Annotated in this window: 30 protein-coding genes; 19 read left to right on the forward strand and 11 right to left on the reverse strand. The window is 41.5% G+C overall.

Going from position 1 to position 25,913, the window contains the following annotated elements:
• Positions 1-331: 331 nt before the first annotated feature.
• The 6 genes from KR50_RS04095 to KR50_RS04120 all read left to right on the forward strand — a co-directional run bounded on the left by KR50_RS04095 (position 332) and on the right by KR50_RS04120 (position 6,470).
• Positions 332-1,606: an ABC transporter substrate-binding protein gene (locus KR50_RS04095; RefSeq protein WP_041055229.1), complete on the forward strand. Its 1,275-nt coding sequence runs from the start codon at positions 332-334 to the stop codon at positions 1,604-1,606.
• Positions 1,607-1,679: 73 nt separating this feature from the next.
• Entirely contained in the window at positions 1,680-2,585 is a 906-nt protein-coding gene (locus tag KR50_RS04100) for a carbohydrate ABC transporter permease (protein WP_041055231.1), read from the forward strand.
• Positions 2,586-2,600: 15 nt separating this feature from the next.
• Complete coding sequence (locus tag KR50_RS04105; RefSeq protein WP_041055234.1) at positions 2,601-3,425, forward strand: carbohydrate ABC transporter permease; 825 nt, start codon at positions 2,601-2,603, stop codon at positions 3,423-3,425.
• A gap of 32 nt (positions 3,426-3,457) precedes the next feature.
• Positions 3,458-4,489: a LacI family DNA-binding transcriptional regulator gene (locus KR50_RS04110; RefSeq protein ID WP_041055235.1), complete on the forward strand. Its 1,032-nt coding sequence runs from the start codon at positions 3,458-3,460 to the stop codon at positions 4,487-4,489.
• A gap of 14 nt (positions 4,490-4,503) precedes the next feature.
• Complete coding sequence (locus tag KR50_RS04115) at positions 4,504-5,118, forward strand: DUF624 domain-containing protein (protein WP_041055236.1); 615 nt, start codon at positions 4,504-4,506, stop codon at positions 5,116-5,118.
• Positions 5,115-6,470 (forward strand): GH1 family beta-glucosidase, encoded by a 1,356-nt coding sequence (locus KR50_RS04120; RefSeq protein ID WP_041055237.1) that lies wholly within the window; start codon positions 5,115-5,117, stop codon positions 6,468-6,470. Before KR50_RS04115 ends, KR50_RS04120 begins: the two co-directional genes overlap by 4 nt.
• Positions 6,471-6,953: 483 nt before the next feature.
• On the opposite strand, the gene KR50_RS04125 is transcribed toward KR50_RS04120, so the two are convergent.
• Positions 6,954-7,622 carry a haloacid dehalogenase type II gene (locus KR50_RS04125; protein ID WP_041055238.1) on the reverse strand — a complete coding sequence of 223 codons (669 nt, stop codon included), beginning with the start codon at positions 7,620-7,622 and terminating at the stop codon, positions 6,954-6,956.
• A 206-nt stretch (positions 7,623-7,828) separates the two neighbouring features.
• On the opposite strand from KR50_RS04125, the gene KR50_RS04130 reads away from it, so the two are divergent.
• Together KR50_RS04130 and KR50_RS04135 are read left to right on the forward strand one after the other, a co-directional pair.
• A complete protein-coding gene (locus KR50_RS04130) occupies positions 7,829-8,224 on the forward strand; it encodes a hypothetical protein (RefSeq protein WP_041055240.1) in 396 nt (131 codons plus the stop codon).
• 146 nt (positions 8,225-8,370) lie between these two features.
• Entirely contained in the window at positions 8,371-9,402 is a 1,032-nt protein-coding gene (locus KR50_RS04135; protein ID WP_041055242.1) for a hypothetical protein, read from the forward strand.
• 177 nt (positions 9,403-9,579) lie between these two features.
• Here KR50_RS04135 and KR50_RS04140 read toward each other — a convergent pair whose 3' ends face one another.
• The 3 genes from KR50_RS04140 to KR50_RS04150 form a co-directional block, all read right to left on the reverse strand.
• On the reverse strand, positions 9,580-10,887 hold the full coding sequence (locus KR50_RS04140; RefSeq protein ID WP_041055243.1) for a globin-coupled sensor protein: 1,308 nt from the start codon (positions 10,885-10,887) through the stop codon (positions 9,580-9,582).
• Between the two features lie 231 nt (positions 10,888-11,118).
• Positions 11,119-12,543, reverse strand: coding sequence for a PH domain-containing protein (locus tag KR50_RS04145; protein WP_041055245.1), 1,425 nt, complete (start codon positions 12,541-12,543; stop codon positions 11,119-11,121).
• Positions 12,540-13,055 (reverse strand): PH domain-containing protein, encoded by a 516-nt coding sequence (locus tag KR50_RS04150; protein WP_041055247.1) that lies wholly within the window; start codon positions 13,053-13,055, stop codon positions 12,540-12,542. Before KR50_RS04150 ends, KR50_RS04145 begins: the two co-directional genes overlap by 4 nt.
• Positions 13,056-13,232: 177 nt before the next feature.
• Here KR50_RS04150 and KR50_RS04155 point away from each other — a divergent pair, with 177 nt between their 5' ends.
• The 4 genes from KR50_RS04155 to KR50_RS04170 all read left to right on the forward strand — a co-directional run bounded on the left by KR50_RS04155 (position 13,233) and on the right by KR50_RS04170 (position 16,612).
• Complete coding sequence (locus KR50_RS04155; protein ID WP_041055249.1) at positions 13,233-13,862, forward strand: hypothetical protein; 630 nt, start codon at positions 13,233-13,235, stop codon at positions 13,860-13,862.
• A complete protein-coding gene (locus tag KR50_RS04160; protein ID WP_041055251.1) occupies positions 13,852-15,258 on the forward strand; it encodes a DUF6792 domain-containing protein in 1,407 nt (468 codons plus the stop codon). Before KR50_RS04155 ends, KR50_RS04160 begins: the two co-directional genes overlap by 11 nt.
• A gap of 218 nt (positions 15,259-15,476) precedes the next feature.
• Positions 15,477-15,968: a divergent PAP2 family protein gene (locus tag KR50_RS04165; RefSeq protein WP_041055253.1), complete on the forward strand. Its 492-nt coding sequence runs from the start codon at positions 15,477-15,479 to the stop codon at positions 15,966-15,968.
• A 296-nt stretch (positions 15,969-16,264) separates the two neighbouring features.
• A complete protein-coding gene (locus KR50_RS04170; RefSeq protein WP_041055256.1) occupies positions 16,265-16,612 on the forward strand; it encodes a carboxymuconolactone decarboxylase family protein in 348 nt (115 codons plus the stop codon).
• 166 nt (positions 16,613-16,778) lie between these two features.
• On the opposite strand, the gene KR50_RS04175 is transcribed toward KR50_RS04170, so the two are convergent.
• Positions 16,779-17,807, reverse strand: coding sequence for a hypothetical protein (locus KR50_RS04175; RefSeq protein WP_041055259.1), 1,029 nt, complete (start codon positions 17,805-17,807; stop codon positions 16,779-16,781).
• Entirely contained in the window at positions 17,794-18,141 is a 348-nt protein-coding gene (locus KR50_RS04180) for a PadR family transcriptional regulator (RefSeq protein WP_041055261.1), read from the reverse strand. The genes KR50_RS04175 and KR50_RS04180 overlap by 14 nt, the downstream gene beginning before the upstream one ends.
• 245 nt (positions 18,142-18,386) lie before the next feature.
• On the opposite strand from KR50_RS04180, the gene KR50_RS04185 reads away from it, so the two are divergent.
• The 5 genes from KR50_RS04185 (at position 18,387) to KR50_RS04205 (ending at position 22,577) form a co-directional block, all read left to right on the forward strand.
• Entirely contained in the window at positions 18,387-18,827 is a 441-nt protein-coding gene (locus KR50_RS04185) for a MarR family winged helix-turn-helix transcriptional regulator (protein WP_041055264.1), read from the forward strand.
• A gap of 140 nt (positions 18,828-18,967) precedes the next feature.
• Entirely contained in the window at positions 18,968-19,921 is a 954-nt protein-coding gene (locus KR50_RS04190) for an ABC transporter permease (protein WP_041055267.1), read from the forward strand.
• A complete protein-coding gene (locus KR50_RS04195) occupies positions 19,911-20,855 on the forward strand; it encodes an iron chelate uptake ABC transporter family permease subunit (protein WP_041055269.1) in 945 nt (314 codons plus the stop codon). The genes KR50_RS04190 and KR50_RS04195 overlap by 11 nt, the downstream gene beginning before the upstream one ends.
• Entirely contained in the window at positions 20,856-21,614 is a 759-nt protein-coding gene (locus KR50_RS04200; protein WP_041055271.1) for an iron ABC transporter ATP-binding protein, read from the forward strand.
• 18 nt (positions 21,615-21,632) lie between these two features.
• Positions 21,633-22,577 carry a siderophore ABC transporter substrate-binding protein gene (locus KR50_RS04205; protein ID WP_041055274.1) on the forward strand — a complete coding sequence of 315 codons (945 nt, stop codon included), beginning with the start codon at positions 21,633-21,635 and terminating at the stop codon, positions 22,575-22,577.
• Between the two features lie 58 nt (positions 22,578-22,635).
• Here KR50_RS04205 and KR50_RS18880 read toward each other — a convergent pair whose 3' ends face one another.
• The 3 genes from KR50_RS18880 to KR50_RS04215 are packed head-to-tail and all read right to left on the reverse strand — an operon-like array spanning position 22,636 to position 23,853.
• Positions 22,636-22,935, reverse strand: coding sequence for a TIGR04104 family putative zinc finger protein (locus tag KR50_RS18880; RefSeq protein ID WP_084215487.1), 300 nt, complete (start codon positions 22,933-22,935; stop codon positions 22,636-22,638).
• A gap of 15 nt (positions 22,936-22,950) precedes the next feature.
• Positions 22,951-23,382, reverse strand: a complete 432-nt coding sequence (locus KR50_RS04210) for a GNAT family N-acetyltransferase (RefSeq protein WP_041055276.1) — start codon at positions 23,380-23,382, stop codon at positions 22,951-22,953.
• A 12-nt stretch (positions 23,383-23,394) separates the two neighbouring features.
• Positions 23,395-23,853, reverse strand: a complete 459-nt coding sequence (locus tag KR50_RS04215; RefSeq protein WP_041055279.1) for an NUDIX domain-containing protein — start codon at positions 23,851-23,853, stop codon at positions 23,395-23,397.
• Between the two features lie 185 nt (positions 23,854-24,038).
• Here KR50_RS04215 and KR50_RS18410 point away from each other — a divergent pair, with 185 nt between their 5' ends.
• Positions 24,039-24,212, forward strand: coding sequence for a hypothetical protein (locus tag KR50_RS18410; protein ID WP_156969455.1), 174 nt, complete (start codon positions 24,039-24,041; stop codon positions 24,210-24,212).
• On the opposite strand, the gene KR50_RS04220 is transcribed toward KR50_RS18410, so the two are convergent.
• Positions 24,199-24,648, reverse strand: a complete 450-nt coding sequence (locus KR50_RS04220) for an NUDIX hydrolase (RefSeq protein ID WP_052476754.1) — start codon at positions 24,646-24,648, stop codon at positions 24,199-24,201. The genes KR50_RS18410 and KR50_RS04220 overlap by 14 nt on opposite strands.
• Positions 24,645-24,893 carry a hypothetical protein gene (locus tag KR50_RS04225; protein ID WP_041055282.1) on the reverse strand — a complete coding sequence of 83 codons (249 nt, stop codon included), beginning with the start codon at positions 24,891-24,893 and terminating at the stop codon, positions 24,645-24,647. The genes KR50_RS04220 and KR50_RS04225 overlap by 4 nt, the downstream gene beginning before the upstream one ends.
• Positions 24,894-25,076: 183 nt before the next feature.
• On the opposite strand from KR50_RS04225, the gene KR50_RS04230 reads away from it, so the two are divergent.
• Positions 25,077-25,913, forward strand: coding sequence for an SDR family oxidoreductase (locus tag KR50_RS04230; protein ID WP_041055285.1), 837 nt, complete (start codon positions 25,077-25,079; stop codon positions 25,911-25,913).

A 25,913-nucleotide genomic window follows, 5' to 3' on the forward strand; every position in this document is an offset into this window, starting at 1 on the left:
GACTATAAGTGCGTTTTTGGGGGTTGGGTTATAACTGAAAGAAGGTTAACAACAGCAGTATATAATTCGCAGCTGTTTCCGCCTGAAGCGAAATAAACCGGTCAACGAGCCTGAGACAGATAGTTGTCTCAGGCATTTTTTCTATAAAAATTTTACCAGATTGACATTAGGAAAACGATTACCCTAAAATTCTAAAAAAGTGGTTGATTTCGAAAAAATATACGCTATAATAATCATAAGTAAGCGCTTACCCTGATATATTAACTACGTGAAGCTATATTTTTTTGTCTATTAGGGTAATCGCTTACTTAAAGAAAAAAGGGGGATGGATATGAAAAAGATTCTTGGAACGGTGGCAATGTCTGCAGCTGTGCTTGGATTGATGGGGTGTGCTGAAGATCGTTCATCAGAAGGCGGCAGCGGGGGAGACAATGAAGAACTTAATTTTTGGGTGTTTGGAGCGACGAATTATGAAGAACTGGCCGCTCAGTATATGGAGGAAAATCCTGATGTGAAAATTAAGGTGAATTTCACTGAAATGGGAGATTTGCATAATAACTTGTTTACAGCTGTCTCTTCAAACTCTGGGGCGCCGGATATTACCATGATAGAAGTGAGTCAGATTTCTAAATTTCTAGACGCGCAGGATCGATTCCATAATTTATATGATTTTGGAGCGGAGGAAGTTAAAGGGGATTACCTGGATTGGAAATGGAATATAGGCCAAAGTGCAGATGGTGAATTTTTAATGGGGCTGCCTACTGATATTGGTCCTTCCGTGATGTATTACCGAAAAGATGTATTTGAAGAAGCAGGCCTTCCTACAGAGCCAGAAGAAGTACAGCCGCTCGTGAGTGATTGGGCTGGATTCGAAGAAACAGCGAAAATTATCCATGATAAAACTGGAAAAATGATGGTTGATACACCAGAAACACTTTTCGCAGCGAAAAGAGATCAGGCGCCTGAACAGTATTTTAATACAGAGGATGAGTTGATTATCGATGAGTCTCCGTATGTGAAACAAGCGTACGATGACACGGCAAAAATGATTCAAGAGGATCTGGTTGGTCAAAATGCAATGTGGACACCGGAATGGGGTAATGCAATGGCGGAAGGAAGCTATGGTGCTTTGCTCGCTCCTGCCTGGATGGTAGCAAGCATTAAAGGAAATGCACCTGATGCTTCTGGAGACTGGGGAATTGTTCAGATGCCTGAGCGTGCCGGAAACTGGGGAGGCTCTTACATCGCGATCCCTAAAGAATCCGATCAGCCGGAAGAAGCCTATGAATTTGTTGAGTGGCTTGTAGCACCGGAAAGACAGCTTGAATCGTTTAAAGACAGCGGGATGTTCCCATCTGCACCGTCAGTATATGAGGAAGAAGAGTTTGCAAATACATCTGATGAGTACTTTGGCGGTCAGAATACGGCTCAAATCTTTGCTGAAGCAGCAGAGTCAGTTGAACCGATCTACATGGGTAAAAATTATTCTATTGTACATGATGAATTAATGACAGCGCTTACGAATGTGGCAAGTGAAGGAACAGATCCTCAAGCGGAGTGGGATGCAGCGGTTGAACGCATTAAATCTCAGCTTGAGCGCCAATAAAGAATGAACGGAAGATCAATGCGCAGTATGATTTTCGCATTGGTCTTCTTTCTCTTAAAGGAGGGACATCAGAATGAGTGCAGAAGCACATTCACCGAAAAGGTGGAATGAGAAACGAAAAGAATCTTTATCTGGCTACCTATTTATCTCGCCATTCTTTATTTTGTTTGCCATATTCGGTTTGTTTCCCATGCTGTTCAGTTTTTATCTTGGTTTTCAGCGGTGGAATGGATTAGGGGAGATGGAGTTCGTTGGGTTTCAAAATTTCGTTTTCGTAATGGAGGATCCGATTTTTTGGAAGTCTTTATGGAACACGATCATTATGGGAGTGCTCGGAACAGTGCCGCAGCTGATTGTAGCAATATTCCTTGCGTTTGCCTTAAACTCGGCGCTCGTGAAGTTTCAAAGTGCATTTAGAGCTGCTTTCTTCCTGCCTTATGTAACTTCTACTGTAGCGGTAGCCATTATATTTGGAGTAATGTTCAGCAGCCAGGATTTTGGTTTAGTGAATGTATTCTTTAATTTACTAGGGCTAGATAGTGTGAACTGGCAGACAAATGAATGGGGAGTGAAAATTGCGATTGCCGTGATGGTATTCTGGCGCTGGCTTGGATATAACACCATTATTTATCTTGCCGGTATGCAGGGAATTCCAAATGATTTATACGAAGCGGCTACGATTGATGGAGCGACAGTTTGGCAGAAAATCCGTTTTATCACCATCCCAATGCTTCGTCCGATCATTATCTTTACGATCTTCCTCTCAACCATTGGATCACTTCAATTGTTTACAGAACCGCTCATCTTTTTAGGCGGTAATCTGAGGGAAGAAGGAATTACGGTTGTTCTCTATCTGTGGAGAGAGGCCTTTTCAAATATGGCATTTGGAACCGCTTCTGCATCAGCCATCATTTTATTCCTGATTATCATCGTATTTGCTACTGTGAATTCTCTATTGGCGAACAAAGTATTTAAATAAGGGGGAGAGTCCAAGATGTCCAACGTTATTTCAAAAATTAGTTTATACGCGGTTTTAGTCATTGGTGCATTGTTGTCGATCTTCCCTTTTTACTGGATGTTCGTCATGGCGACCAATCACAACAGTGTAATTAATAGTGTTCCACCGGCTTATTTGCCCGGGCCTGAACTGGTAACCAACTTTCAAAACGTTTTAAGCAATATTGATTTCTTCGGTGCAATTGGAAATTCCCTTATTGTAGCGACTATCTCCACCATCGGTGTACTGTTCTTATGTTCACTTGCGGGATTTGCATTTGCAAAATATCATTTTAAAGGTAAAAATCTGTTATTTGGACTTTTGCTGATTACGATGATGGTTCCGCCTCAGCTTGGCCTTATTCCCCAGTACTATATTATTACACAATTGGGATGGCTGAATGATTTAAAGGCGGTAATTGTACCAGGGCTCATTGACGCATTCGGTATTTTCTGGATGAGGCAGTATATTTCAAGCAATGTACCGGATGAACTTCTTGACTCAGCAAAGATCGACGGATGCTCCCGTATACGTGTGTACTGGAATATCGCAGTGCCGATTATTCTGCCTGCCTTTGCCACCCTTGCAATCATTAAATTTATGTACATGTGGAATGATTTCTTATGGCCGCTGGTTGTCTTAAGAGATGAATCTGTCCATACCATTCAGATTGCGCTAAGAGGATTGATCGATGCTTACGTCAAGGATAATGGTATGATATTGTCAGGAACTTTCTGGGCCACAATCCCGCTTGTTCTGATCTTTCTTCTCTTCAACAGGCTCTTTATCTCCAGCCTGACACAAGGTGCGGTAAAAAGTTGACCATCACGGGGAAGAGTACAGGAGTTGACAGTATGACTAAACGATATACCATTCAGGATATAGCAGTACTTGCTGGTGTTTCTGCGGCGACGGTATCGAAAATTATGAATAACACAGGTAACATAAGCAAAGCAACACAGGATCGGGTAAGAGCTATTATTAAAGAAACGGGCTACTCACCGACTCATTCAGCGAAAAGCCTTGCTTCGAAAAAAACAAATTTAATCGGCATTGTCTACGCAGGAAAAATCAATGTCGATTTATCACATCCATTTTTTAATCAGGTGTTAAATAGTTTTAAAAGCCAAATTGGACTATTAGGCTATGATTTTATCTTTTTCTCGAACGAACAATATAAGGGAAATTACTTATCCCGCTGCCGCCATTACAATGTGGATGGTGTGCTGATTATTGCCGGAGATGATGTGGAAGATGCGATTGAACAGCTTGATCACAGCTCAATTCCTTGTGTAGGAATCGACATCGAGCTTAAAGGAGAGCGGTCAAGCTATGTCATGACCAACAATCTCAAAGTCTCCCATTTAGTGGTTGAATATGCATATATGAATTCAATTGAACGGGTTGGGATGCTCGGGGGAACACATGATTCAAGAATTTCTATGCTTCGTGAAGAAGGGTTTAAAGAGGCAATGAAAAAATTCGGTCTTCTTTTAAACGAGGATTGGATTGTATACGGTGATTATTATGAAGAATCCGGATACCGCCTCATGAACCAATTAATCGCAAAACATACAGGAAATCTTCCAGAGATGATTTTTGCTTTTTCTGATCTGATGGCGCTTGGTGCGGTAAGAGCGCTAAGAGAAAATGGCTTGCAAGTGCCAGGTGATATGAAAGTAATCGGCTGCGATGATATTGAAGCGTGCCGCTATTCGCATCCTAAGCTCACGACTATCCGACAGGATAAAGAAAAGATCGGGATTCTGGCAGCAAAGCTATTAAGTGATTTGATTGATAAAAAAGGAAAAACAAGATCCTTACTGGTTGATCCGGAACTGACGGTTAGAGAAAGCTGCGGGTTGTCTGCAGAAAAAACGGTTTAGAGGAGGAGTCGAAAATGATAAAAGGTTTTTTAGGAATCATGGAAATGTTTGCGTCCTTTGTTTTGCTGAACCTTCTGCTTTTCGTTTACTCTCTTTTGATCATCACGTTTATTCCTGCACTGGCAGCAGCAATCGAAACGATGCATAAGTGGAAAAAAGAAGGCTTGAGTCCTTACTTTATTAAAAACTTTCACGCAAGCTTCAGGAAGCATGCGAATAAAACGAGTTTGACTCTTTCCGGCATTTGGTTTGCCGGGCTGACGATTCTTGCAGCAGATGCATGGCTTGCTGCCTCCTTTGTAATGGCGATGGGAGATGTGCTTTACGTCACAGCGATTCTTTTCTTCTTGATGTGGCTGTTGATGATGCCATATATGACGGTACAGACGATGAAAACAGATCTGAATGTAATTGGAATTATAAAGAATAGCTTTTTGCTGCTATGGATTGAATGGAAGAGAAGCCTGGCGATGTTTGTGATTTTTGCAGCCTGTTTAACAGGGATCATCATCATGCCATTTATCAGCTTGATTACAGGCAGTTTGCTCGCTATATCGATCTATTCAATTTTTATCCCAGTGATTAAAACCTACTACGCAGCACCAATTCCAAGGGAGGTAATGGAATGAGTAAGATTCAATTTCCAGAAGATTTTATCTGGGGTACAGCGACAGCTTCTTATCAAATTGAAGGAGCTGCAAATGAGGGAGGAAGAGGTGCCTCTATTTGGGACACGTTTTCAAAAGAACCGGGTAATGTAAAAAACGAAGATAATGGAGATGTGGCATGCAACAGCTACCATTTATATAAAGAGGATGTTGCTTTGCTGAAGGAACTTGGTGTATCAACCTACCGTTTCTCGATGGCATGGCCGCGTATTTTTCCAAATGGGAACGGCGAGCTGAACCAGGAAGGCTTAGATTACTATCACCGTTTAGTGGACGAGCTGCTTGAACACAACATTAAACCGATGTGTACTCTTTACCATTGGGATCTTCCTCAGGCGCTGCAAGACCGGGGCGGATGGGAAAACCGGGAGACGGTCGACGCGTTTGATCATTATGCTAAAACCATCTTTTCATCCTTTAAAGGAAAGATTTCAACGTGGATTACAATTAATGAACCATGGTGTGCTTCGTATCTGTCAAATTATCTAGGGATACATGCACCAGGAAAGAAAGATTTACAAGTAGCGACGACCATCGCTCATCATTTGATGCTTGCACATGGTCGGGCTGTTCAATCATTGAGAAAAATTGATGCGCAAGCGCAGATCGGCTATGCGCCAAATGCCGGATGGTCAGAAGCCTACTCTAATTCAGAACAGGATCAGCAGGCGGTCCGCCGTGCAAATGGCTGGCAGATTGAATGGTTTATGGATCCTGTCTTTAAAGGAGAATATCCCGACTTTTTAGTCAATTGGTTTAAGGAAAATGAAAATGTCACCGTTCCGATTCAGGAAGGCGATATGGATGTGATCTCAAGTCCGATCGATTTTGTGGGAATCAATTACTATACGGGAAATGTGGCGAGGTATGATGAAGGAAATGGTCTTTTTCATATAGAAAACCTCGATTTTAATTATGAGCGTACAGATATAGGGTGGCCGATCTACCCTGAGGGCTTCTATCAATTGTTGACATACCTGAATGAGCGCTATGGTCAGGTTCCAATCTACATTACGGAAAATGGCGCCTGCTATAACGATGGAGTTGAAAATGGAGAAGTGAAGGATGACAACCGCATCTCTTATATGAAAAGTCATATCGCCAGTGTTCACCGTGCCATGCAATCAGGTGTAAACGTAAAAGGCTACCTTGCCTGGTCACTCATGGACAATTTTGAATGGGCAGAAGGATACGATATGCGCTTTGGCATCGTGCATGTGGACTTCGATACACTCGAAAGAACGAAAAAAAACAGCTACTACTGGTACAAAAAGCTGATTTCACGATCATCTTTTGATTTAATTAAAGGGTAATAATCGGTAATAAAACGTTGATTATTACTATCTGAAAGCGGCTGGGGCAAATGTGCCTTAGTCGCTTTTAATCGTAAGCTTTCACCAGAAAAGGCGCCAGGATCTGCCATGGTATTCAAAGCACAGGTGATTTGAGGCGAGCGGAGCGAAGCGACTCCTTCAGGAATGACGGTTGCTTGAGACTTTAGGGCAAGACCCTAAAAAGGCTCCACCAATCGTCCTTGTGAAAAGCGTTTGCCCTAAGTGCGGGGAACCGGTCAATAACCTTAGGACACAACTGTCCAAGGCTCTTTTTTGCGTTTAGAATATTTGCTGAAATGTAAACATTATTGACTACCTTCAATAGTCGATTCGAGATATAATGGAGACAGGTTTTCGCGATAATAAGTATGGTGTCAGTCATATTGAATTTATTTAGTAAATAGTAAGTTAGTTGTTATAAGTTGCATAGGACGTGCATAAAATAACATGAGCCCACTCTATCTATTCAAGCCATTCTAAAATTCCTTTAAGATTTGTGTAGACACAATCCGGCGTCAGTCCTAATTCTTCTTCAGGCAACCCGGTGCGGTTTATCCATGCTGTGTGAAAGCCGAAACTTTTGGCCCCTGATATATCCCATCCGTTTGAAGACATAAAGAGTACTTCTTCACGCCGAACATTCAACTCCTCAAGTACCAGACTATAAGAAGCGGGAGAAGGTTTAAATTGCTTAACCTTGTCCACACTGATGGTATCGGTTAGCAGAGAGAAAAATTCGGAATGTTTAACAAGCGGTTCCAGCATAGTAGGAGACCCGTTTGAAAAAACAACCAATTTCCTGCCTTGAAGTGCGCTGAGCACCTCTTTTACTTCTTCATATGAATCAAGCTTTTTATACGCATCAAGTAAAGCTATTTCCTGTTCGTGTGAAAGGTCTTCCTGCTGTTCCTTGACAGCGTAGCGCAGAGCATCAATGGTGACCTGATCAAAAGGTGCATATCTTCCCATCACTTGACGAAGAAAGAAGTATTCCAATTGTTTTTTTCGCCAGCTTTGACTGATGTCTGCTCCTTTGCCAGGGAAAAAATCATTGCATGCTTCCGTTACAGAGTGCACGTCAAAAAGTGTCCCATAGGCGTCAAAGACAAAAGCTTTTATCGAAGGTTTCATTCATTTCAACTCCTTTATTTTGTGAAGGCACTAGTTTGTTATTCCCTCTTTCAGCATGAAAAACACTTTTTAATCCAGACAAATGCCTGCTGTACCATTTAAGTTAATACTGAAATTTAACCTGCTTTAAAAAAACAAAGAAGTCTGTAACGTTTCGATTAAATCTAACGTCTGTTAAACGAGTAAAAAGAAAAGGGGAAATGGAGATGAAGAAAACGGTCTTTGCTGCACTGGCATTATTTTTTACTCTTGCCAGTATCATCCTTGCATCCAATACGTTTTCTAAAATTGACCACGTAGCCATTCAGTATTGGGATCAGGATACTGGAGAATATGGAATACAATCATACATAACAGACCAGTCATCCTTAAAAACGATTCGAGAGAGCTTAAATAAAGCAACTCACGAGAAACGTCAATCGGAAATGTCGCAGTCTGCCAATATAAAAATGACCGTTTTTTATGAGGATAACAAAGAAGAAAAAATTTATTTATGGAAAGAAAGCGGACAATTCACCATTTTTACAAGCGGTGACCGTGACGGTACGTATTTCGTAAGCGATGGAAAATCGAAAGAGCGTTTAGAGGATGTATTTAAATAGATAAGATGAGAGAAGCGGGCGATTATTCGTCGGCTTTTTTTATGTGGAAAACGGATTGTGTGTTCACCAATTTTTCTGACTTTGATTAAGAGCTGGCATGCTTCTGGTATACAATAGAGGTATGAGGCGGAGAGGAGTGAATGGGAATGGTTTTGAGACGGACGTTACTTTCAAAATGGTGCATTGGATTATTATTCTCGCTGCTTACTACGAATATTCTGTTGTATCAGCCGGTCGTTTTGCGAGCGCTAACATGGGAGATTGAAAAAGAAATGGTTATCGGTTCAATGCTGGACTTGATCATTGTAGCTCCATTGCTGGCTTACGCTGCTTTTCCTATTTCAAAAAAGCAGGCAGCAGGGCTGACGGTGCTTGGATTACTGGCAGCGCGATTCATCATTCCTATGGAATACTTTGCTCCATACACCATGTTTCTCTACATAGCACTTATTGCAGAAGGTGTCCTCATTCTAATTGAAATTGCCTTGATCGTATGGCTAATTCGTAAGGTTCCTTCAATTAAAGCTGAAATGAATAGGATGGATGCAGGTCCGATTTTTGCACTTTTGCCGGCTGTCCAAAAAATGACCAAAGACCGCTTGTTTATTCGGGTGATTCTTTCAGAAGGAATGATGCTGTATTACGCCTTGTTCTCCTGGAGGAAAAATCCTCCCCGCCATGAAGGGGCAGTCACACTCCACAAAAACACTTCCGCGATTGCCTTTCACATTATGATTATTCATGCCATTGTAATAGAAACAATTGGAATCCATTGGTGGCTTCACGACAGATGGCCCGTCCTCTCCATCATTTTGCTCTGTCTAAATATGTATTCGATTCTCCTGTTTCTCGCCGAAATTCAAATCACACGTCTTCATCCTGTGGAGGTTAAAAATGGAAATGTTTATGCTGCGCAAGGACTGATGAAGCGTATCGTATTCCAGTTGAAAAACATAGAGAAAGTTGAATGGAACACTCAGCCCGGAGCTCATGCGATGACTTTTATGTTAAAGGACTTTGAGGAAGTTCATGCACAGGCAGTTGTCTCATTAAAAAAACCTGTTGAAGGAAGCTTGTTTATGGGAAAGAAGCAGATGGTAACAGTGGTGGCTTTTCGCGTAGATGAACCTGAAAAATTCAAGCGTCTGCTCGAAGGAAATAGAACCGACGTATGCTGAGAGTAGAAAAAAGTGGGTCCGTTAGAAACTTTTTTTCAAGGGGACTAGACGGGACAGAAGACGAGAACCTGCAGATGCGACAGCATCAAAGTAACTCACCTCCCGCCACGCGGAAAGCATGGGTCTCCACTTAGCCAAGGAGTCAGTCTCCCGTATAGTCTTAAATCTCAAGTTGGATTACATATTTTGCTCGGCCTTTGTCAGCAGATTGCTCGTCAGAACAGATAATCCTTCAGTTGTGTGGCTGATTTCCTGAATGGAGTCGACGATTTTATCTAAATCCTGCTTGTTGCGGCCAAACATGCCAATATAATTTTCCATTTCCGTTTTAACGGTAAATAAGCCTCTTTTCACTTCCTGGAGCTTGGTCTGAGAGTCCTTATTTGATTGCGTAATGTCTTCCATTTGAGAAACAAGCTTGGTGATGCTGGCATTATTTTTGCCAATCAGCGTATTAATGCTGTTGCTCATTTCTTTCGAGTTTTCAGCAAGCTTTCGCACCTCGCTTGCCACGACAGAGAATCCTTTTCCATGCTCGCCGGCACGCGCTGCTTCAATCGAAGCATTTAGAGCTAAAAGGTTGGTCTGGTCTGCGATGGCTTCAATTCCCTGCGTCATGCGGATGATTTCTTCAGAGGTTTCTTTTAAGTCCTGTATACCGGAAAGAGAAGTATTAACTTTATCGGTTGATTGGATAAATTGCACTTCCATATTCTCCATCTGCTCTTCATTTTGGATGGTCAGGCCGACAAGGTTCTTGCTCGTTTTCTCCGTTTGCCCTGTTTCTTCGAGAATCTGAGCCGCCCGTAAACTGGTATCTGAAATGGCGGCCTCGGTTTGCTCAACAGAAGCTGCGACTTCCTGGCTCACTGACACAATCTCCTGTTGAAGATTCAGCCTCAAATCATTCGCTTCATTAATTTCTTTCAGTCGTGCATCCATGTACTGGTTTATCACAATCTGTGAATCTAGATTCATGGCGTGAGAAACGGCCTGTATTGCTTCTGCTAAAAGCGCGGGCTGCTTTTGATAATGCTCAACAATCTTTGGAATTAACAGTGTATTAAAAGCAGAGTATGAGGCTATAAACCAAGTAACGGGTACAAAATTGCGATTATGTGTACTCCCCATTCTCTTGCGCATTTGAAGAAAATCTTCATCTATTTTGCCGGTCAACAGACTTCCAAAGTAATCACTGAATACTTTCTTCAGTCGTTCGCGAGTTGAATGATTTTGAGCGATCTGAGCCATTTCCGGGCTTTTCATAAGGTGATCAAGTACGCTTTCGAGCACATCATCAAGGATTGATTCCATGAGTGGAGCCATTTCCTTCAATGTATTTACTTGAGCCTGCGTATAGCCCATATAATATAATCTGTCAGATAAACTTTTATCTGAAGCTGCGGCAATAGCGGATTTTTCAGGAAATTCGATCGATGCATTGAACAATAAGTGATTCTTTTTTTCCTTTGTAAATGGGAACATGGGCTTCCTCCGATTTTCTTCTGATTCTTCTATGGATCTTTCATTGAAACAAAGACAAGTCACTCGAAAAATTCCAAAAATAGTATGCTATACATGCTTTTATACTTAATATCGGAATAGTTCTACCATTATTAATACGTGAGCAAAAGAAAGCAAAAATAAAACCCGTCAAAAAATGACGGGCGGTAAAGTGGTCGGCGCTGCATGGAGGCGAGCGCTGCGCCTTTATGGTTATTGTTTAAGTTTAAACCAGCGATAAAAGTCACTGACATCTTCTTTAGGGACATCTGCTAATTGACTGACATGAACAGGCTTCGAACGGTTGGAAAATTCAAGAGTAGACACACCGAACTTTCGTTGAATCCAGGAGTGGCGGACTTGAATTTGCTGGATACGTTCTATCCTGGTTAAAAAGGTTTCGTTGGAAAAGCCGCCTTTTCTCGTCTGAATAAAGTCACCATGTCGAAGATAGCTTGTAAACAGGTAGTCGAGCACACGGGATACTATGGCTAAAAGAAATACAATACCAGTAATCCAGAGCCATTCACGCTGGAAAATAAACAAGCCTATTCCGACGATCAGGGTACCGTAATAGGGAGAAATCAATTTCAAAAGCAAGACTTTTCTAGGCAGCTTTTTCATGTTTTCTTCAATATGATAATGAGGCAATAGTTCATTCGTTAAACGATACGCCTCTTGTCTGGACATGAAAGGATAAAGTGAATTGGTTTCCTGTTTGCCATCTCCCATTTTTCCGGCACTCACCAATTTAACCTCTGCCATATTCAATAGTCTTTTTATAAAAGATTGATGAATGGTGATGGCTTGAACTTTCTTTTTAGGTATCGAAAAGGAAGAAGTCGAAAGCACTCCTTTTTGAATGTAAATCCGCTCATCATCCGCAGAAATCTCATAATTTCCATATTTGATGACAGTTTGGATGTAGCCAATTCCTACTGATAAGATCATTGCAGCTATAAAGATAGGAACCAGCAGCCACAAATGATTTGCAAAATAGGAAAATATGTTTTGGGCTGATTCATCCAGGCTGAAAAAATCATCAACTTGAAAATAGAGGGCGGCTAAAATAGGAAAAATGGCAAGAAAGCTGAAGGAAGTAAAAGCGGCCTTCAATGTATCTTTTTTAGTAGAGCGAAAATAAATCGTTTTGTTGGCCGGCTCATCTTCTTCCTCTTCATCATCAGACCCTTTTTGATCATTTACCACTTTTAAAATTTGCTGTGCTTCATCAAAAGAAAGAACAGTGAACTTAACGGAAGACTGTGCATCACTCGTTCCTGTTTCAAGAGATAGAGAGGTTAAGCCAAGCATTCGATGTAAAAAATTTGTGCTGGTTTGATTGTTTTGAATTCGTTCAAACGGAACGGTGCGCTGTTGTTTTACAAAAACACCTTCACGGAGAATAATCGATTCGTTTTTTATCTGATAGGTGTGAAAGATCCACTTCAAAACCATATGGATCAGTGTCCAGATTGCGAAAAAGATAAAAAGGTATTTCGCCCACAGAACCCAACCCGTATTGGTTCCGGCTCTTAAGATAAATAAAAAGAATATAAAGATAAAGCTGTTTTTCAGAAACGAAAAAAATTCAAATAAAAGCCATGCAGGATGATATCGTTTCGGTTGTGTCATCATTCCTTTTCTTCCCTTTCTGCATCTGTGTCCTTCACTTTAGCAAAAACGGCAATCTGTGAGCGCAGCGCGATGGCTTCATCTTTATGAATGGCTGGGATCGTGTGACTTGATGTTGTCGTCCCAATTTTAACATTATAGAGATCATGCTTACGTAAAAATGGTCCCTGATCAGTCGTCACATACTCCACTTTTTCCATTGGAATAAGGGTATGGTACTGGTTGAACCGGCCATGCTTCAATTGTACGAACTCCTCATCAATTTCATAGCGCCAGGACTTTTGAAGGAAAGCCGGTTCTATAAAGATGGAGAAGACGGCAGAAATAATCATCAATCCGATTAAAATGTAAAGAAGGGGATCAATCCATCCAACCCATTGAAAGGTTTGGCTGAAATAAAGAAGAGCCCCTAAAATGGCTAGAACAATTGTGTGTCCAATGGTGTTCGTAACCCGCCAAATACCAATAATCTTTGAAGAAATTTTCTGTGATGGTTCTGTTATATGTAAATACATTTCGTTCACCTCTAATATGGTGTACGGTTCAAGTGGAAAAATGTTTCAGAATCTTCAAGCCTCTTTGTCCTTCATTTTGCAGAAGAAAGTAGAGTAGTAAGTCGAGGATGTATGATACAATTAATGGAAAACACATAATAGTCTGTTTTTTTATGTGACAGCAGGGGAGGAAACTGAATGGAAGGTAAGGGGGAAAGTCTTTTTACAGGCGGAAAACAGAATCATTTTTCTATTGACCGGTCATTTCAAGAAGAATTTACGCGGCAGTTTATTTCTTCAACAGAAGAGGTGGAACCAGGCTTTTATTCCTTACATTCAGGTACAAATAAGTATGACATGATGATACCAGTGGAAACAATTGTCGATGGAATGAGCTACACACTGGGATCTAACATGGATTATGAGTCCTTCTTATGCTATATCGAGCGTGGTGAATGGGGGACGGCTCATCTCCAAGTGACATTTTTTGCAGTAAATAATATGCGGTTTGTGCAGGACTATTTAGCTGTCACCCAATCTCATGCAGGAGAAAAGCTGGAATTTGATAAAACTATTCTGCCATTAAAAGATCTTTACGTGGCGCTTGGTGCCGATCACCGTTTAAACAAAGTAAAAAGAAGCGGATACATAGGATATATACAAAATACAGCAGGCAACGGAGGGATGCAGTTTTATTATGACATCTTTATGAAACCTGAGTCAGCCGTGCTGCATCAAGAAATAAAAGCTAGTGAAAAAGAGACATTCCACCGTATCATGCGATCTGTATCGTTTCTTTCTGAAGGCGGTGCCGCAAATGAATCCTGAATTGCTGTCAACCGATGCTATCAGGCTCCGTGTTATTGAGGCAGAATACGATAATCTTACAAAACCTCTCTTTATTGAAAAAGTGCAGCAGATCTATTTTGAAGAAACCGGAAATCATCTTGAAGGGTCGATAGAAGTGTTGTGGACAACAGATGTGGAAGCGCTTAAGGGGGATACTTCGGGATACAATGGCACAGCGATTCATTTTCATTCTGCTCCTGACACCATTAACCAGCTTTATATTATTTCACAAGGAACCATTGATTCAGGGGATTGGTATTACAATATCAGCTCGTTATTAGGAGGCGATCAGGCCTACCAGGCCACTAGTGCTGGTATTTTTAAAAATTACGCTCTCAGACGCTTTAGCAAACTAGATGGGGACAGTCCTATTGTAATCGGCCTTGCTCATTCCCTTGCCCACAACAACAACGCAAGTTCTCAATTAATCACCAATGGTTTTCATAAGCTGTACAGTGTCAACGGTGCCCAGCCAAGTGTCTATCAGCTCGCTCTGACAGACCGGAATCTAAGGAGCGGGTTAATCAGTGCCTTCCCGGAAATATTAACGGACCCATCAGCCATTTATACACTACCCCCAGCCAGTTTAACCGCGTTTGCAGAGGCCTATTATAACGAAAAAACGGAAGGGATCGATCAGCTTATTTCTGAGGATGACCCCATTTACGCAATCAGCAGCATCAGGGGTTTTTTTACGGCAGGAAGGGTCCGCATGATAGATACGAACCCGGGAACAAGCGGGCTGCGCTCGATGGCAGAAAAAGTACCGGACAGCTTTGTTGCAAGACTGCAGCGTCTTGCGCAGGAATATGCGGCTGCATTCAGAGAAGGCAACTATGTGAAAGGGATTGAAGCGCTTACAGGAATCAACGTGGCATTATTCGCAGGTGTCAGTCGATTACTAGGCGTGCTGAAAATTTACTTTACTCAATCCGCTCAAATCGATGAAATGATACGACGTATGAACGAAAGAATCCCCCCCCTATTTCAGTTGTTAAAATTAGTAACGCAAAAAAGGGTGCCCATCTGGAACGCCTTCTTTTCTAACTATTTTATTACCGAGGAACAAAAAAAGCTTCTAATTCTTGAAACAGAGAGAATAGAGGAAAATGGTCAAAAGGCAATTGAACTAATTGAAAAGGTACATGCCAGAAGAGACCTAGGGTCATATCCCGTCCTGCCCGCTCAAAAAGGAGCGCGATGGATTCCTGTCACGGATCTTTATTACGGTATCCGTTTATACTTTCTGGTTAAAAGATTGAGGACCAATGTTAAAAAAATGGTTGAAACCCTTAAACCCGTATACTGTGACATCCTGAACAGCCACAGTATAGTAGAAATGCTGCAGGCACTAAAAAAAGAAAAACATTCTTAAAGGTTTTAGGCCATACGGCTTAGAACCTTTTAGTTTGACTACCAGAAAAAAGCGCAGGAAATCAGAGAATCGTTTCTTTTCAACGGTAAAACGTATAGGGGACGTTGCAGTCAGGAAAACTAGAGAGGACGGGTATTTCTTGAATGCATGCCGATTAAGTTGCTCTTAAATGGGGTAAGGGACAATAGTAGCTATACTAAAGGAATGAGGGTGGAGACATGAACCGCGGAATTATTACAGCGATATCAGCAATAGGAATTGCTCAGGGCTTAAAAGTGTTTACCAATAAGAAACTGACCGGTAACTGGGACTGGCGGCCATTATTCCAAACGGGAGGCATGCCGAGCTCCCATTCAGCTGGAGTTGCGTCATTAGCAGCCTATGTAGCCGCCAATCGCGGAACCCGGCACATTGAAACCGCCATCGCAGTCGTATTTGGATCGATTGTTATGTATGACGCCCAGGGGGTAAGACGTCACACGGGAGAAATAGCCCGCTTAGTGAACGACCTGGAGGACCATTTTGAAGTGATTTCCGGAGACTATCCAAGTCTGGAATATACAAAACGCGAAAAAGATCTGAAGGAATTGCTCGGTCACCAGCCAATCGAGGTAGTAGGTGGTGCACTGTTTGGCATCCTTTATGGAATTATCATAGCGAAATTTGAAGATAAGACATTAGGTAAAGTGGAAGAAATCTTAGAAAACTAGATTTCTGCCTACATAATCATAAGAAGAAACAGCCTGGGACCATTGTGTGTCTCAGGCTTTTTGGGCGGTTCACTAGTCTTCTTCAACTAAATTTTTGTCACTATTGGGATCATGAAGGCTGTATGCGACTGTGACAATAGCATACCAAACGCCGCCTCACTACGATTGCATTTGCTCTACTTTAACGACATGTCGCTGCCATGGCTATAGTCTATCTGCTAGGAACACATTCAATAGTTTAGATCAGATGCCAAAAAGGAATGGAATTATATTGAATCTAATGAAGGAGTGGAAATATGATCTTAAATGGAGAAAAGATTTTAGACCGCTACAGAAAAGGAATTGAAGAGGTAAATGAATCTTTGCCTGAAGCTATAAGTGAGTACAATCGCTTTACAGGGAAAGCATTCGAGAGTGGTGAGATTGACCGCTCGCAAAAGCATCTGACAGCTCTGGCAATTGCAGTCAAGGATGGAGATGAGTCAAGTATCGCTTATCATATGGATCAGTGTATCGGATACGATTGCACCGATCAGGAGATTCATGAAACGATGATGGTTGCAGCAGCCTATGGCGGAGGTTCAGCTATGAGTCATGGTGTGACGATGGGGCTGGAATTGTTAAAGCAGTTTCGAAACAGATAAGGATTCACGGCATATTGACTGCTAATGGATGACTTATATCATTCATCTACTGGCTAGATGGTTTTTTGTTTACCAACTAAAATTCAAAATGAAAGGGCCTGGGACCAAAGTGTCTCAGGCTTTTCGGGTGGTTCTGCGCCAATACTTATACTCATTTTTTCACCAGCTAAGGTGTTAACAACCGGGTCACGTTCAGCCGCGCCTTTTTTATTCCTTCATACGAGTTGATCACTGTATAGAGAATGACCGTGAGGATGGAGGTCAGGCACAGCCACTGAAGTCCAATTATTAACTCAGCATGTGACTGGCCCAGCTGTTCCTGCATATAGGAAATAAATGCTGGATTAAAAAGAGCTGGCCTGCTTGCAACTGCGGCAAAAAATGCAAGGAAGATGCCATTCCGAGCCATATTGAGTAATGCAAGGTGCTGCGTCCATTGTCCAAGCACCCATTTATAAACGGCTAACGCTGCTTCTATGGCGATTAATAAGATGACAAATGGCCAAAAATACAGCAGAACTTCTTCGTTAAAAACAGGAATAGAGCTTTTAAAGCCAATCCCCACTCGTTCAAACACTGCAATGAGGTGAGAAGCATTAAAATACAGCCCCGCCAAAACAGCAGTCCAGATTAAATTCCAGATAACTTTAGATTTAGTGATCCGCTTCTTTTTGGGTAGTGTATGAACATGTGTTAAGTCGTCAGGACTCCAACGTGAACGAGCACCCGATTGAGGAGAGGAATCGGGAATCACACCTGATTTTTCAATAAAAGCAAAAACAATTGTCATCCAAAAAAATAGCTGAGCTCCGACCATAAATGACTGTCCCACTACGTTGAATAAGGTTTGAAGCAAAAGAGAGCCAGGGTCTATTTCCCCTGAAATCGAAGTTAGAGAGAAAATGATTTGGGTCACGAGAACAACGGCTAATGTCATAATCAGTGAAAGTTTTAAAATGGACAGGTAGTGTTCATAAAAAGCCGGACCGATCAAAAATGTCGGCCTGCCAGTAAAATTGTGTGCAAGCTTTGCAGGATCCCCAAGCTTTGTAAGCTGTTCTTTAATCTCTTCCTCAGTCGAATCTTCCGAAAGCATATCCTGGATGGACGAATGCAGCTCTAATGCAATATCTTCTCTGATCTTAAGGGGCAGCCGCCGGGTCACCTCATAGACATACAGGTCAATAAGCTTCATTTTGTCTCTCTCCTTCCAATAATTGCTGAAGCTCAAAAGAAGTTTTTAGCCATTCACCTTTTAGCTGCGCGTACACCTGTTTTCCATAGCTGCTGAGCACATAATATTTCCTTGGCCGACTCTCGCTTGTATCCCAGGAACTCGTGACTAACTTTTGCTTTTCAAGACGCCTAAGCAAAGGATAAAGTGTACTTTGATCGATTGTAATGCCTGATTTTTCAAGCCGCTGCACAAGCGAATACCCATACTGAGGAGTTTCTAACTGACTTAATGCAGCTAGCGTCAGCGTTCCCCGCCGCAATTCCGTGGCAAGAGAGGCAAATAGATCACTCATTTCGTCACCTCTTTTCTTAATAGTATATGTCTTACACTATTATGATATTCACAATATCAGCATTAGAAAGTATTGATGGCGAAAATATCCAATCTGTTTATAAACGATTACTGGAATACAAACGATTGAAAAACGACTTTCTCCAATGAACTTTACCTGTTTAATTTACTTAAACTAAGAAAAACCTTGCATTGAGAAAGGTTTTCATTTAGGATCAAGTTATCGATCATATAAGGACTGAATAGATGAAAAATAATAAGTATTACTTAAATGATTCACTGGGGTATAAGCTTTTTCATAGTTCACGTCTGATGAATAGCCAATTAAACCGCAACTTTAAAAAACTTGGCCATGAGATAACCCATGAACAGTGGCAGGTATTAAGCCGGTTGTATGAGCGTGATGGGCAAACACAAAATGAACTTGCGATTCAAAATGAACGGGATCAGGCGAGTATTTCCAGACTTATCGATAATATGATTAAAAGAAACTTGGTGAGACGGGTTTCTCCAGAAAGGGACCGGAGGATTAATTTTATTTATTTATCGGATGAGGCTAAGAAAATTCAATATGATCTTGAGAAACAAGCCCTAGAAACCATTCGCCAGGCATCTGAAAATCTTTCAGAAAAAGACCTTGAAATTACGCTGCGGTCTCTCGATCAAATTCGAAGGAATCTAACTTAATTCTTATTTGCGACCAATACTTGTTGCAACAAGTATTGGTCGGAGAGAAGAAGAGGGATCCTCTTTTTTTACCCCTTATTGAGAATGATTATCTCTATCAAAATCAATACTATCTTTTTAGAAAGTAAGGTTTTCACTTTATGAAAAAACGGTATCTGGCCAGTGCACTCGTTCTTTTCTCAATTGGATCTTTGTTTGTAGGCGTCTCAGCAATTTCTCCGCTTGAGGTGTTCGATCTGACAGAAGATCAGCTTCACATCTTAACAGCAAGCAGATTTCCCCGCTTGATTAGTATCTTGCTGGCAGGAGCAAGTATCTCTGTATGCGGGTTGATTATGCAGCAGCTGACGAGAAACAAATTCGTGTCGCCAACAACGGCAGGTACGATGGATTCTGCAAGGCTTGGAGTCCTCGTCTCTCTTATGATTTTTACTTCAGCCAGTCCGCTGCAAAAAATGAGTATTGCGTTTATTTTCGCTCTACTAGGGACGTTCGTATTCATGAAAATTTTGGATCGAATAAAGTTTAAGGATGTGATCTTTGTTCCGCTTGTAGGGCTGATGTTTGGAAATATTATTTCTTCCATCACTACTTTTTTCGCCTATAAAAATGATCTCATCCAAAATATGTCGGCTTGGATGCAGGGGGATTTTTCTCTCATCGTAAGCGGGCGGTATGAATTAATGTACATCAGTATTCCTGTTATGATTCTAGCGTACATATTTGCCAATAAGTTCACGATTGCCGGAATGGGAGAGGATTTCTCAACGAGTCTCGGGTTAAATTACCGGACAGTCGTAAATTTAGGACTGATCATCGTGGCGTTTGTCGCCTCCTCTGTTCTTTTAACGGTCGGAATGATCCCTTTTTTAGGTCTGATTATTCCAAATATCGTAAGCATATACCAGGGAGATCACTTAAAAAAGAATCTTCCGCATACGGCTTTGCTAGGAGCACTTTTTGTTCTGGTGTGTGACATCATTGGGCGGGTTGTCATCTATCCGTATGAGCTGCCGATCAGCCTCACGGTTGGTGTAATCGGAAGCGGTATTTTTGCTTACCTGCTGATTAGGAGAAAAGCATATGAGGTTTAAATGGAAATTATCTCTATTAGCCCTTCTTTCACTTATACTTATTGCATTTTTTATGCTGACAGATGCCGGTGGAAACTGGGATTATATTCTGCCGCGCAGAGGAATGAAGATCTTAGCAATGGTCATCACCGGAGGAACGATTGCGGTATCGACAGTCATTTTTCAGACGATCACCAATAACCGGATTCTGACACCCAGCATTCTGGGGTTGGATTCGCTGTATATGCTGCTTCAGACAGCTGCGATCTTTCTTGTAGGTTCCGGAAGCGCGATGATGATGAACCGCAACCTGAACTTTTTATTAACGGTTGTGGCAATGGTTTTATTTTCAGGTCTGCTGTATAGATTATTGTTTAAAAAAGAAGGCTCAAACATTTACTTTTTGCTTTTACTAGGCTTAATATTTGGCACATTTTTTTCAAGTATCTCTACTTTTATGCAAGTGCTGATTGACCCCAATGAATTTCTTATGGTGCAGGACCGGATGTTTGCGAGTTTCAATAATATTCATACGGATCTGGTATGGGTCGGTCTTGCAGTGATCGCGCTGGGCACTGTTTTTATGTGGCCGTTCTTAAAATATTTAGATGTTCTTTCTTTAGGAAAGGATCAGGCGATTAATCTTGGAGTGGATTATGACAGGGTAATGAAACGTCTATTTTTAATCATCGCGGTTTTTATATCGATCGCGACGGCACTTGTCGGCCCCATAACCTTTCTCGGTTTGCTTGTGGCTAATGTGACATATGAGTTTATGAAAACGTACAAGCATTCCTACTTGTTTGCAGCTTCCATCCTCATCTCTATTATTGCGTTAGTAGGGGGGCAGCTTTTAGTTGAACGGGTGTTTACCTTTACCACTACACTGAGTGTCATTATTAATTTCACAGGAGGCGTTTATTTCCTCTATTTATTATTAAGGGAGCGATCGTAAATGGTAGTAGCGAGAAATGTGTTCAAGCTTTTTGGCAAAAAGAAGGTCGTGGAAGATGTTTCGATTGAGATTCAAAGAGGGAAAATCACCTCTTTAATCGGGCCGAACGGGGCGGGCAAGAGTACACTGCTATCCATGGTAAGCCGCCTATTGACTGCGGATGGCGGTGAGATCACAATTGATGAGCTTGATGTAGCTAAATGCAGGGGAAATGACTTGGCTAAAAAAGTTTCAATTTTAAAGCAGGCAAACCATGTGACCCTGAAACTTACAGTAAGGGAGCTTGTGTCATTCGGGCGTTTTCCGTATTCTCAAGGCAAATTGACCAAAGAAGACCACCAATTTATAGATAAAGCAATTGAGTATATGGAAATGACAGAAATGCAGGACTCCTATTTAAATGAATTGAGTGGAGGACAAAAACAGCGGGCTTATCTTGCAATGGTAATTGCTCAGGATACAGAATATATCCTGCTCGATGAACCCTTGAATAACTTAGATATGAAGCACGCTGTGCAAATGATGAAGGTGCTGCGCAAACTCGTGGATGAGCTTGGAAAGACGGTCGCAATTGTCATTCATGATATTAATTTTGCCTCCTGCTATTCGGACTATATTATTGCCATGAAAGATGGAAAAGTAGCTAAAGAAGGATCCGTGCAGGAAATCATTCGTCCCTGTGTTTTAAAGGAAATTTACGACCTGGATATGAAAATTGAAGATGTAAACAACAATAAAATCTGCGTATATTACGCTTAATAAAGGTGGAACTTTAACATGAAAAAACAAGCATTTTTACTTCCTATTGCAGCTCTTACTCTCACTCTGGCAGCCTGTGGAGGATCAGATGCATCTCAAGGCGAAGCTTCGGCAGAGGAAAAAGAAGAAATGACGCTGACGCATGAATTGGGTGAAACAACATTTGAAAAAAATCCTGAGAATGTTGTTGTATTTGACTTCGGAGTATTAGATACGATGGATGCTTTGGACATAAACGTGGCCGGGATTGCAAAAGCAGGGACCGTTCCAGGCTATCTGTCACACTACGAGGCGGACGATTACGAGAATGTTGGCAGCTTAAAAGAGCCGGATTTTGAAGCCATCAATGCAATGGCACCGGACCTCATTATTATTTCGGGCAGACAAAGCGATATGTATGACGAACTGACAGAAATTGCTCCAACAATTTATATGGGCGTGGACACATCTAATTATATGGAGTCTTTTAAAGAAAATGTGACCACGATCGGTGAGATGTTTGAAAAAGAAGAGGAAGCAGAAGAGCAGCTGGCAGGGGTGCAAGAATCCATTGATGAACTCAATGAAAAAGTAACGGCAGCAGAAAAAAATGCGTTGATTATTCTGGCGAATGATGGAAAAATAAGTGCATATGGCGCAGGATCCCGTTTTGGACTTCTTCATGATGTGTTTGGCTTTACGCCGGCAGATGAAGGCATTGAGGTTTCCACTCATGGTCAAAGTGTATCCTATGAATATATCGTAGAAAAAGATCCTGAGTTTATGTTTGTAGTAGACAGGGGAGCGGTTGTAGGCGGTGAATCTTCAGCGAAGCAGGTAGTTGAAAATGAGCTGGTTGAGAAAACGAAGGCTTATCAGGAAGGGAACATTGTTTATCTTGATCCTGATTACTGGTATTTGTCAGGCGGCGGACTTCTATCCGTGCAGGGCATGGTTGATGAGATTTCAGAAGCTGTTCAGTAAGCAAGAGACCCATTCTTACTAGTAAGTGGTTCTTAAAACGGGGGTAAGAGTCAGAGATTTAGATGTCGTCTGACTCTGCTGTTGCCCGGTACATAACAAGATAGGGCAGTATAAGGAAAATCCCTGTCGCCATTGTTAACATGGTTAGGACAGTGGGGAGTAGCGTAAAAGGACTCGCATAATATGGATATACGTACAGAGGAACGATCAACAAAACGACACAAAGAAGCCTTGATGATAAGGTGATTTGGTGCTCAGTACTACAGAAGGAACAGATTATAGGTCGGTATAAAATGAATAAAGAACGGGCTATTTGCCACCACTGAAATCGCTTCTCACACGTCGTACATTTTTGCATGTGCTCACATCCAATTTAAGATAGCGTAAGGTCTTTCTTTAAATAATAGTGTTCATGATCCCGTCCAACATTTTTCAGAGTGCCGAATACTTCATACCCCAGCTTTTCATAAAATTCCCTAGCTTGAAAGCTGAGGGTATCCACTTTAATGAAATCACAATTTTTTGTTCGTGCTATTTTTTCTGCTTCCTTCATTAATTTTGAACCGTAGCCGGAATGTCGAATGTCTTCGTCCAGAATTAGAACATGAATTTCAAGCCAGTTCCAGCAAATCTCCCCCAATAGTCCTCCGTGAATCTCATTTTCATCGTCTTTAACAAAAAGTGAAACTTCTTCATACCGGCCGCCAAGATCCTTGGGAAACCGGGCAAGATTAAATTCATACAACCACTTATTTACCTGGTCCTGCCCATGTTGATTTTTTTCGCGTGTCAGATGCAAGTTCATGATGAATCTCCTTTAATTCACATCGCCCAAGTAAATAGGCAACGATTCATTTTGTGTATAAGAGACGATCTTTTCTACTAGTTTTTTAGGATAAATACGATAAAGAGCTAACCTGGATAAAGGTACCCACTCGATTCCAATTTGATTTGAATCAGGAGCAGCAGGCTCAACTTTAGTAACGTTATCTTTCAAGGAACAAATAAAATAAACCTCTACCTGATGAACATGAGAATCAAAAGCGGCATGTTCATGGTTTTGACCAATATACTCTCGTATAAACAGCACATCTCCAATTTCAATTGCCAAGCCTGTTTCTTCCATGCATTCTCTTTTTAATGTTTTATGGAAGGTTTCACCGTGCTCCTGTCCGCCTCCGGGAAAAAGATAAAAATCGCCTTCCGGATCTCTGTTTTTTGTGAGAAGAACGTGCTCACCTGATAGAATGATTGCTTTAATTGAATTTCTGATCATCATAGTCCTCCATAGGTTTTTGTAAGCGCTGCTATTTATTTTACGCATTGGGCCAAGAGGAGACAAGTGAATTTGTAATAATTTAGTAATCAAATAAATAAGCCAGCTTAATGTGCCGTTTATATTCATATTCTATAATAAGATTGCAGCAAGAAAAAATTCAATAAAATGTGAGGATGATTCCATTGTTACATACAGTTGAAAACCTAAAAGTAAAGAACGAGCTGCGGAATACTGTCATCTATCAGCAGGAACAAAAGAAAAAATCAATCAGACAAATCGTTGACGGCCTTAAGGAGAAAGGCGTTAATGCGAAACGTTGTAAAAGAATTCAAGCTGTCATGCCTATTCATGGATGACAGCTTTTTTACGTGTTGTGGTATATAGGTTTATATATTCGCATAAAACGCTGCGGTCTTCCGGGAAAGAAAGGTCGAGTGTTTGAAGCTGCTCATAATCTTTCCAGTCAATTTCGTATATTAATTCGTCCGGATCCTGAATAGTTTTTGTGCCGCCGATTATGCGCACGAGAAAGTAGTGCACCTCTATACGTCCTATTCCTTCCAGTTCTTCTTTTTTTACAAATAAGCGTTTAATAATTTTAGCGTCAAAGCCGGTTTCTTCCTTAAACTCCCTTATGCAGCATTCTTCAAAGGTCTCCCCATTTTCTTTCCCACCTGAAGGAACGGACCACTTTTTATGCTCTTCCTTCGTACCCTGTAACACCATCAACAGTTTTCCTTCATCGTTCACACAAACCCCTGCTGCACCGAAATAGGCTGTATTTACTGTCATTCATCTTCCTCTTTTTCAGGGGCAGTGGAAAACTGGATCAGCAAATAAGCGGCAATTAGAAGCCCAAAAGACGCAATTATTCCACCTGCCACCAAGAAATTTGTAATGTAGCTGTTGATTTTAAGGTCAGAATCAAATTCCCCTATTCCTGAACCCCATGAAGTGCTGCAAAAAATGAGTAGAAAACCGATTGCAATGCTTATGATCGAGGTGGTGACGAGACGGTCAAAATGGTGACGTGTCATAACGTATGCTCCCCTTTCTCTTAAAATACAACCTAATTATAGCATTATTTACCATATGTATTCGGTAGAATGTAATAAAGACCAAACAATAAAGGAAATGACCGTCGAGAGTGGAAGTTATTAAGGAGAGACTTGTTATTTCTGTTATGCTAGTCCATAAAACAAGTAAAAGAGGTGTTCCATATGAAGAAGATCGCATTAGTAACCGGAGCCAATTCCGGCATGGGGCTCGCCACAACCGTGGAGCTCGCCAGACAAGGAATGCATGTTGTGATGTTGTGCAGAAATACACGCAGAGGAAAAGTGGCCTGGATTTCAGCAAAGGAGCAGAGCCGTTCACAGGAAATCACGCTCATGCAGGGCGACCTGGGTTCTCTGGAAAGCATTCGCGAGTTTGCAGAGGCGTTTAAAGAAAAGTTTGATCACTTAGATGTTCTCGTAAATAACGCGGGGGTAGTTTCACTCAAAAGAGAACTTACAGAAGATGGATTTGAATCTCAGCTTGGCATCAATCATCTTGGTCATTTTCTGCTGACGAATCTGCTACTGGAACATTTGAAAAAAGCGGAGGCAGCCCGAATTGTAATCGTAAGCTCTGGTGCGCATAAGTGGGGGAAAATGGACTTTGATGACCCTCATTTTGAAAAGGGATACAACGTAGCAAAAGGATATGGACGGTCAAAGCTTGCCAATATTCTTTTCACAAAAGCGCTGGCAAAACGCCTGGAAGGAACCAATGTTACAGTGAACGCCGTGCACCCTGGTGCAGTCGCGACCAATCTCGGAGTTGATCGTAAAACCGAGTTTGGCAGAACGGTTACCCGTGTACTGAAGCCATTTTTCCAAACAGCAGAGGAAGGTGCGAAGACGGCATTGTATCTCGCTGTAAGTGACGAAGTAGCAGGGAAAACAGGAAGGTATTATTACAAAATGAAAGAAATGGACGTTTCAGAAGAAGCCAATAATGAATGGCTGGCGGAAGAACTATGGGGATGGAGTGAAGAACGGGTAGGACTTTAA

This window comes from Jeotgalibacillus campisalis, from assembly GCF_000829515.1.
In the GTDB taxonomy this organism is placed as follows: Bacteria; Bacillota; Bacilli; order Bacillales; family Jeotgalibacillaceae; genus Jeotgalibacillus; species Jeotgalibacillus campisalis.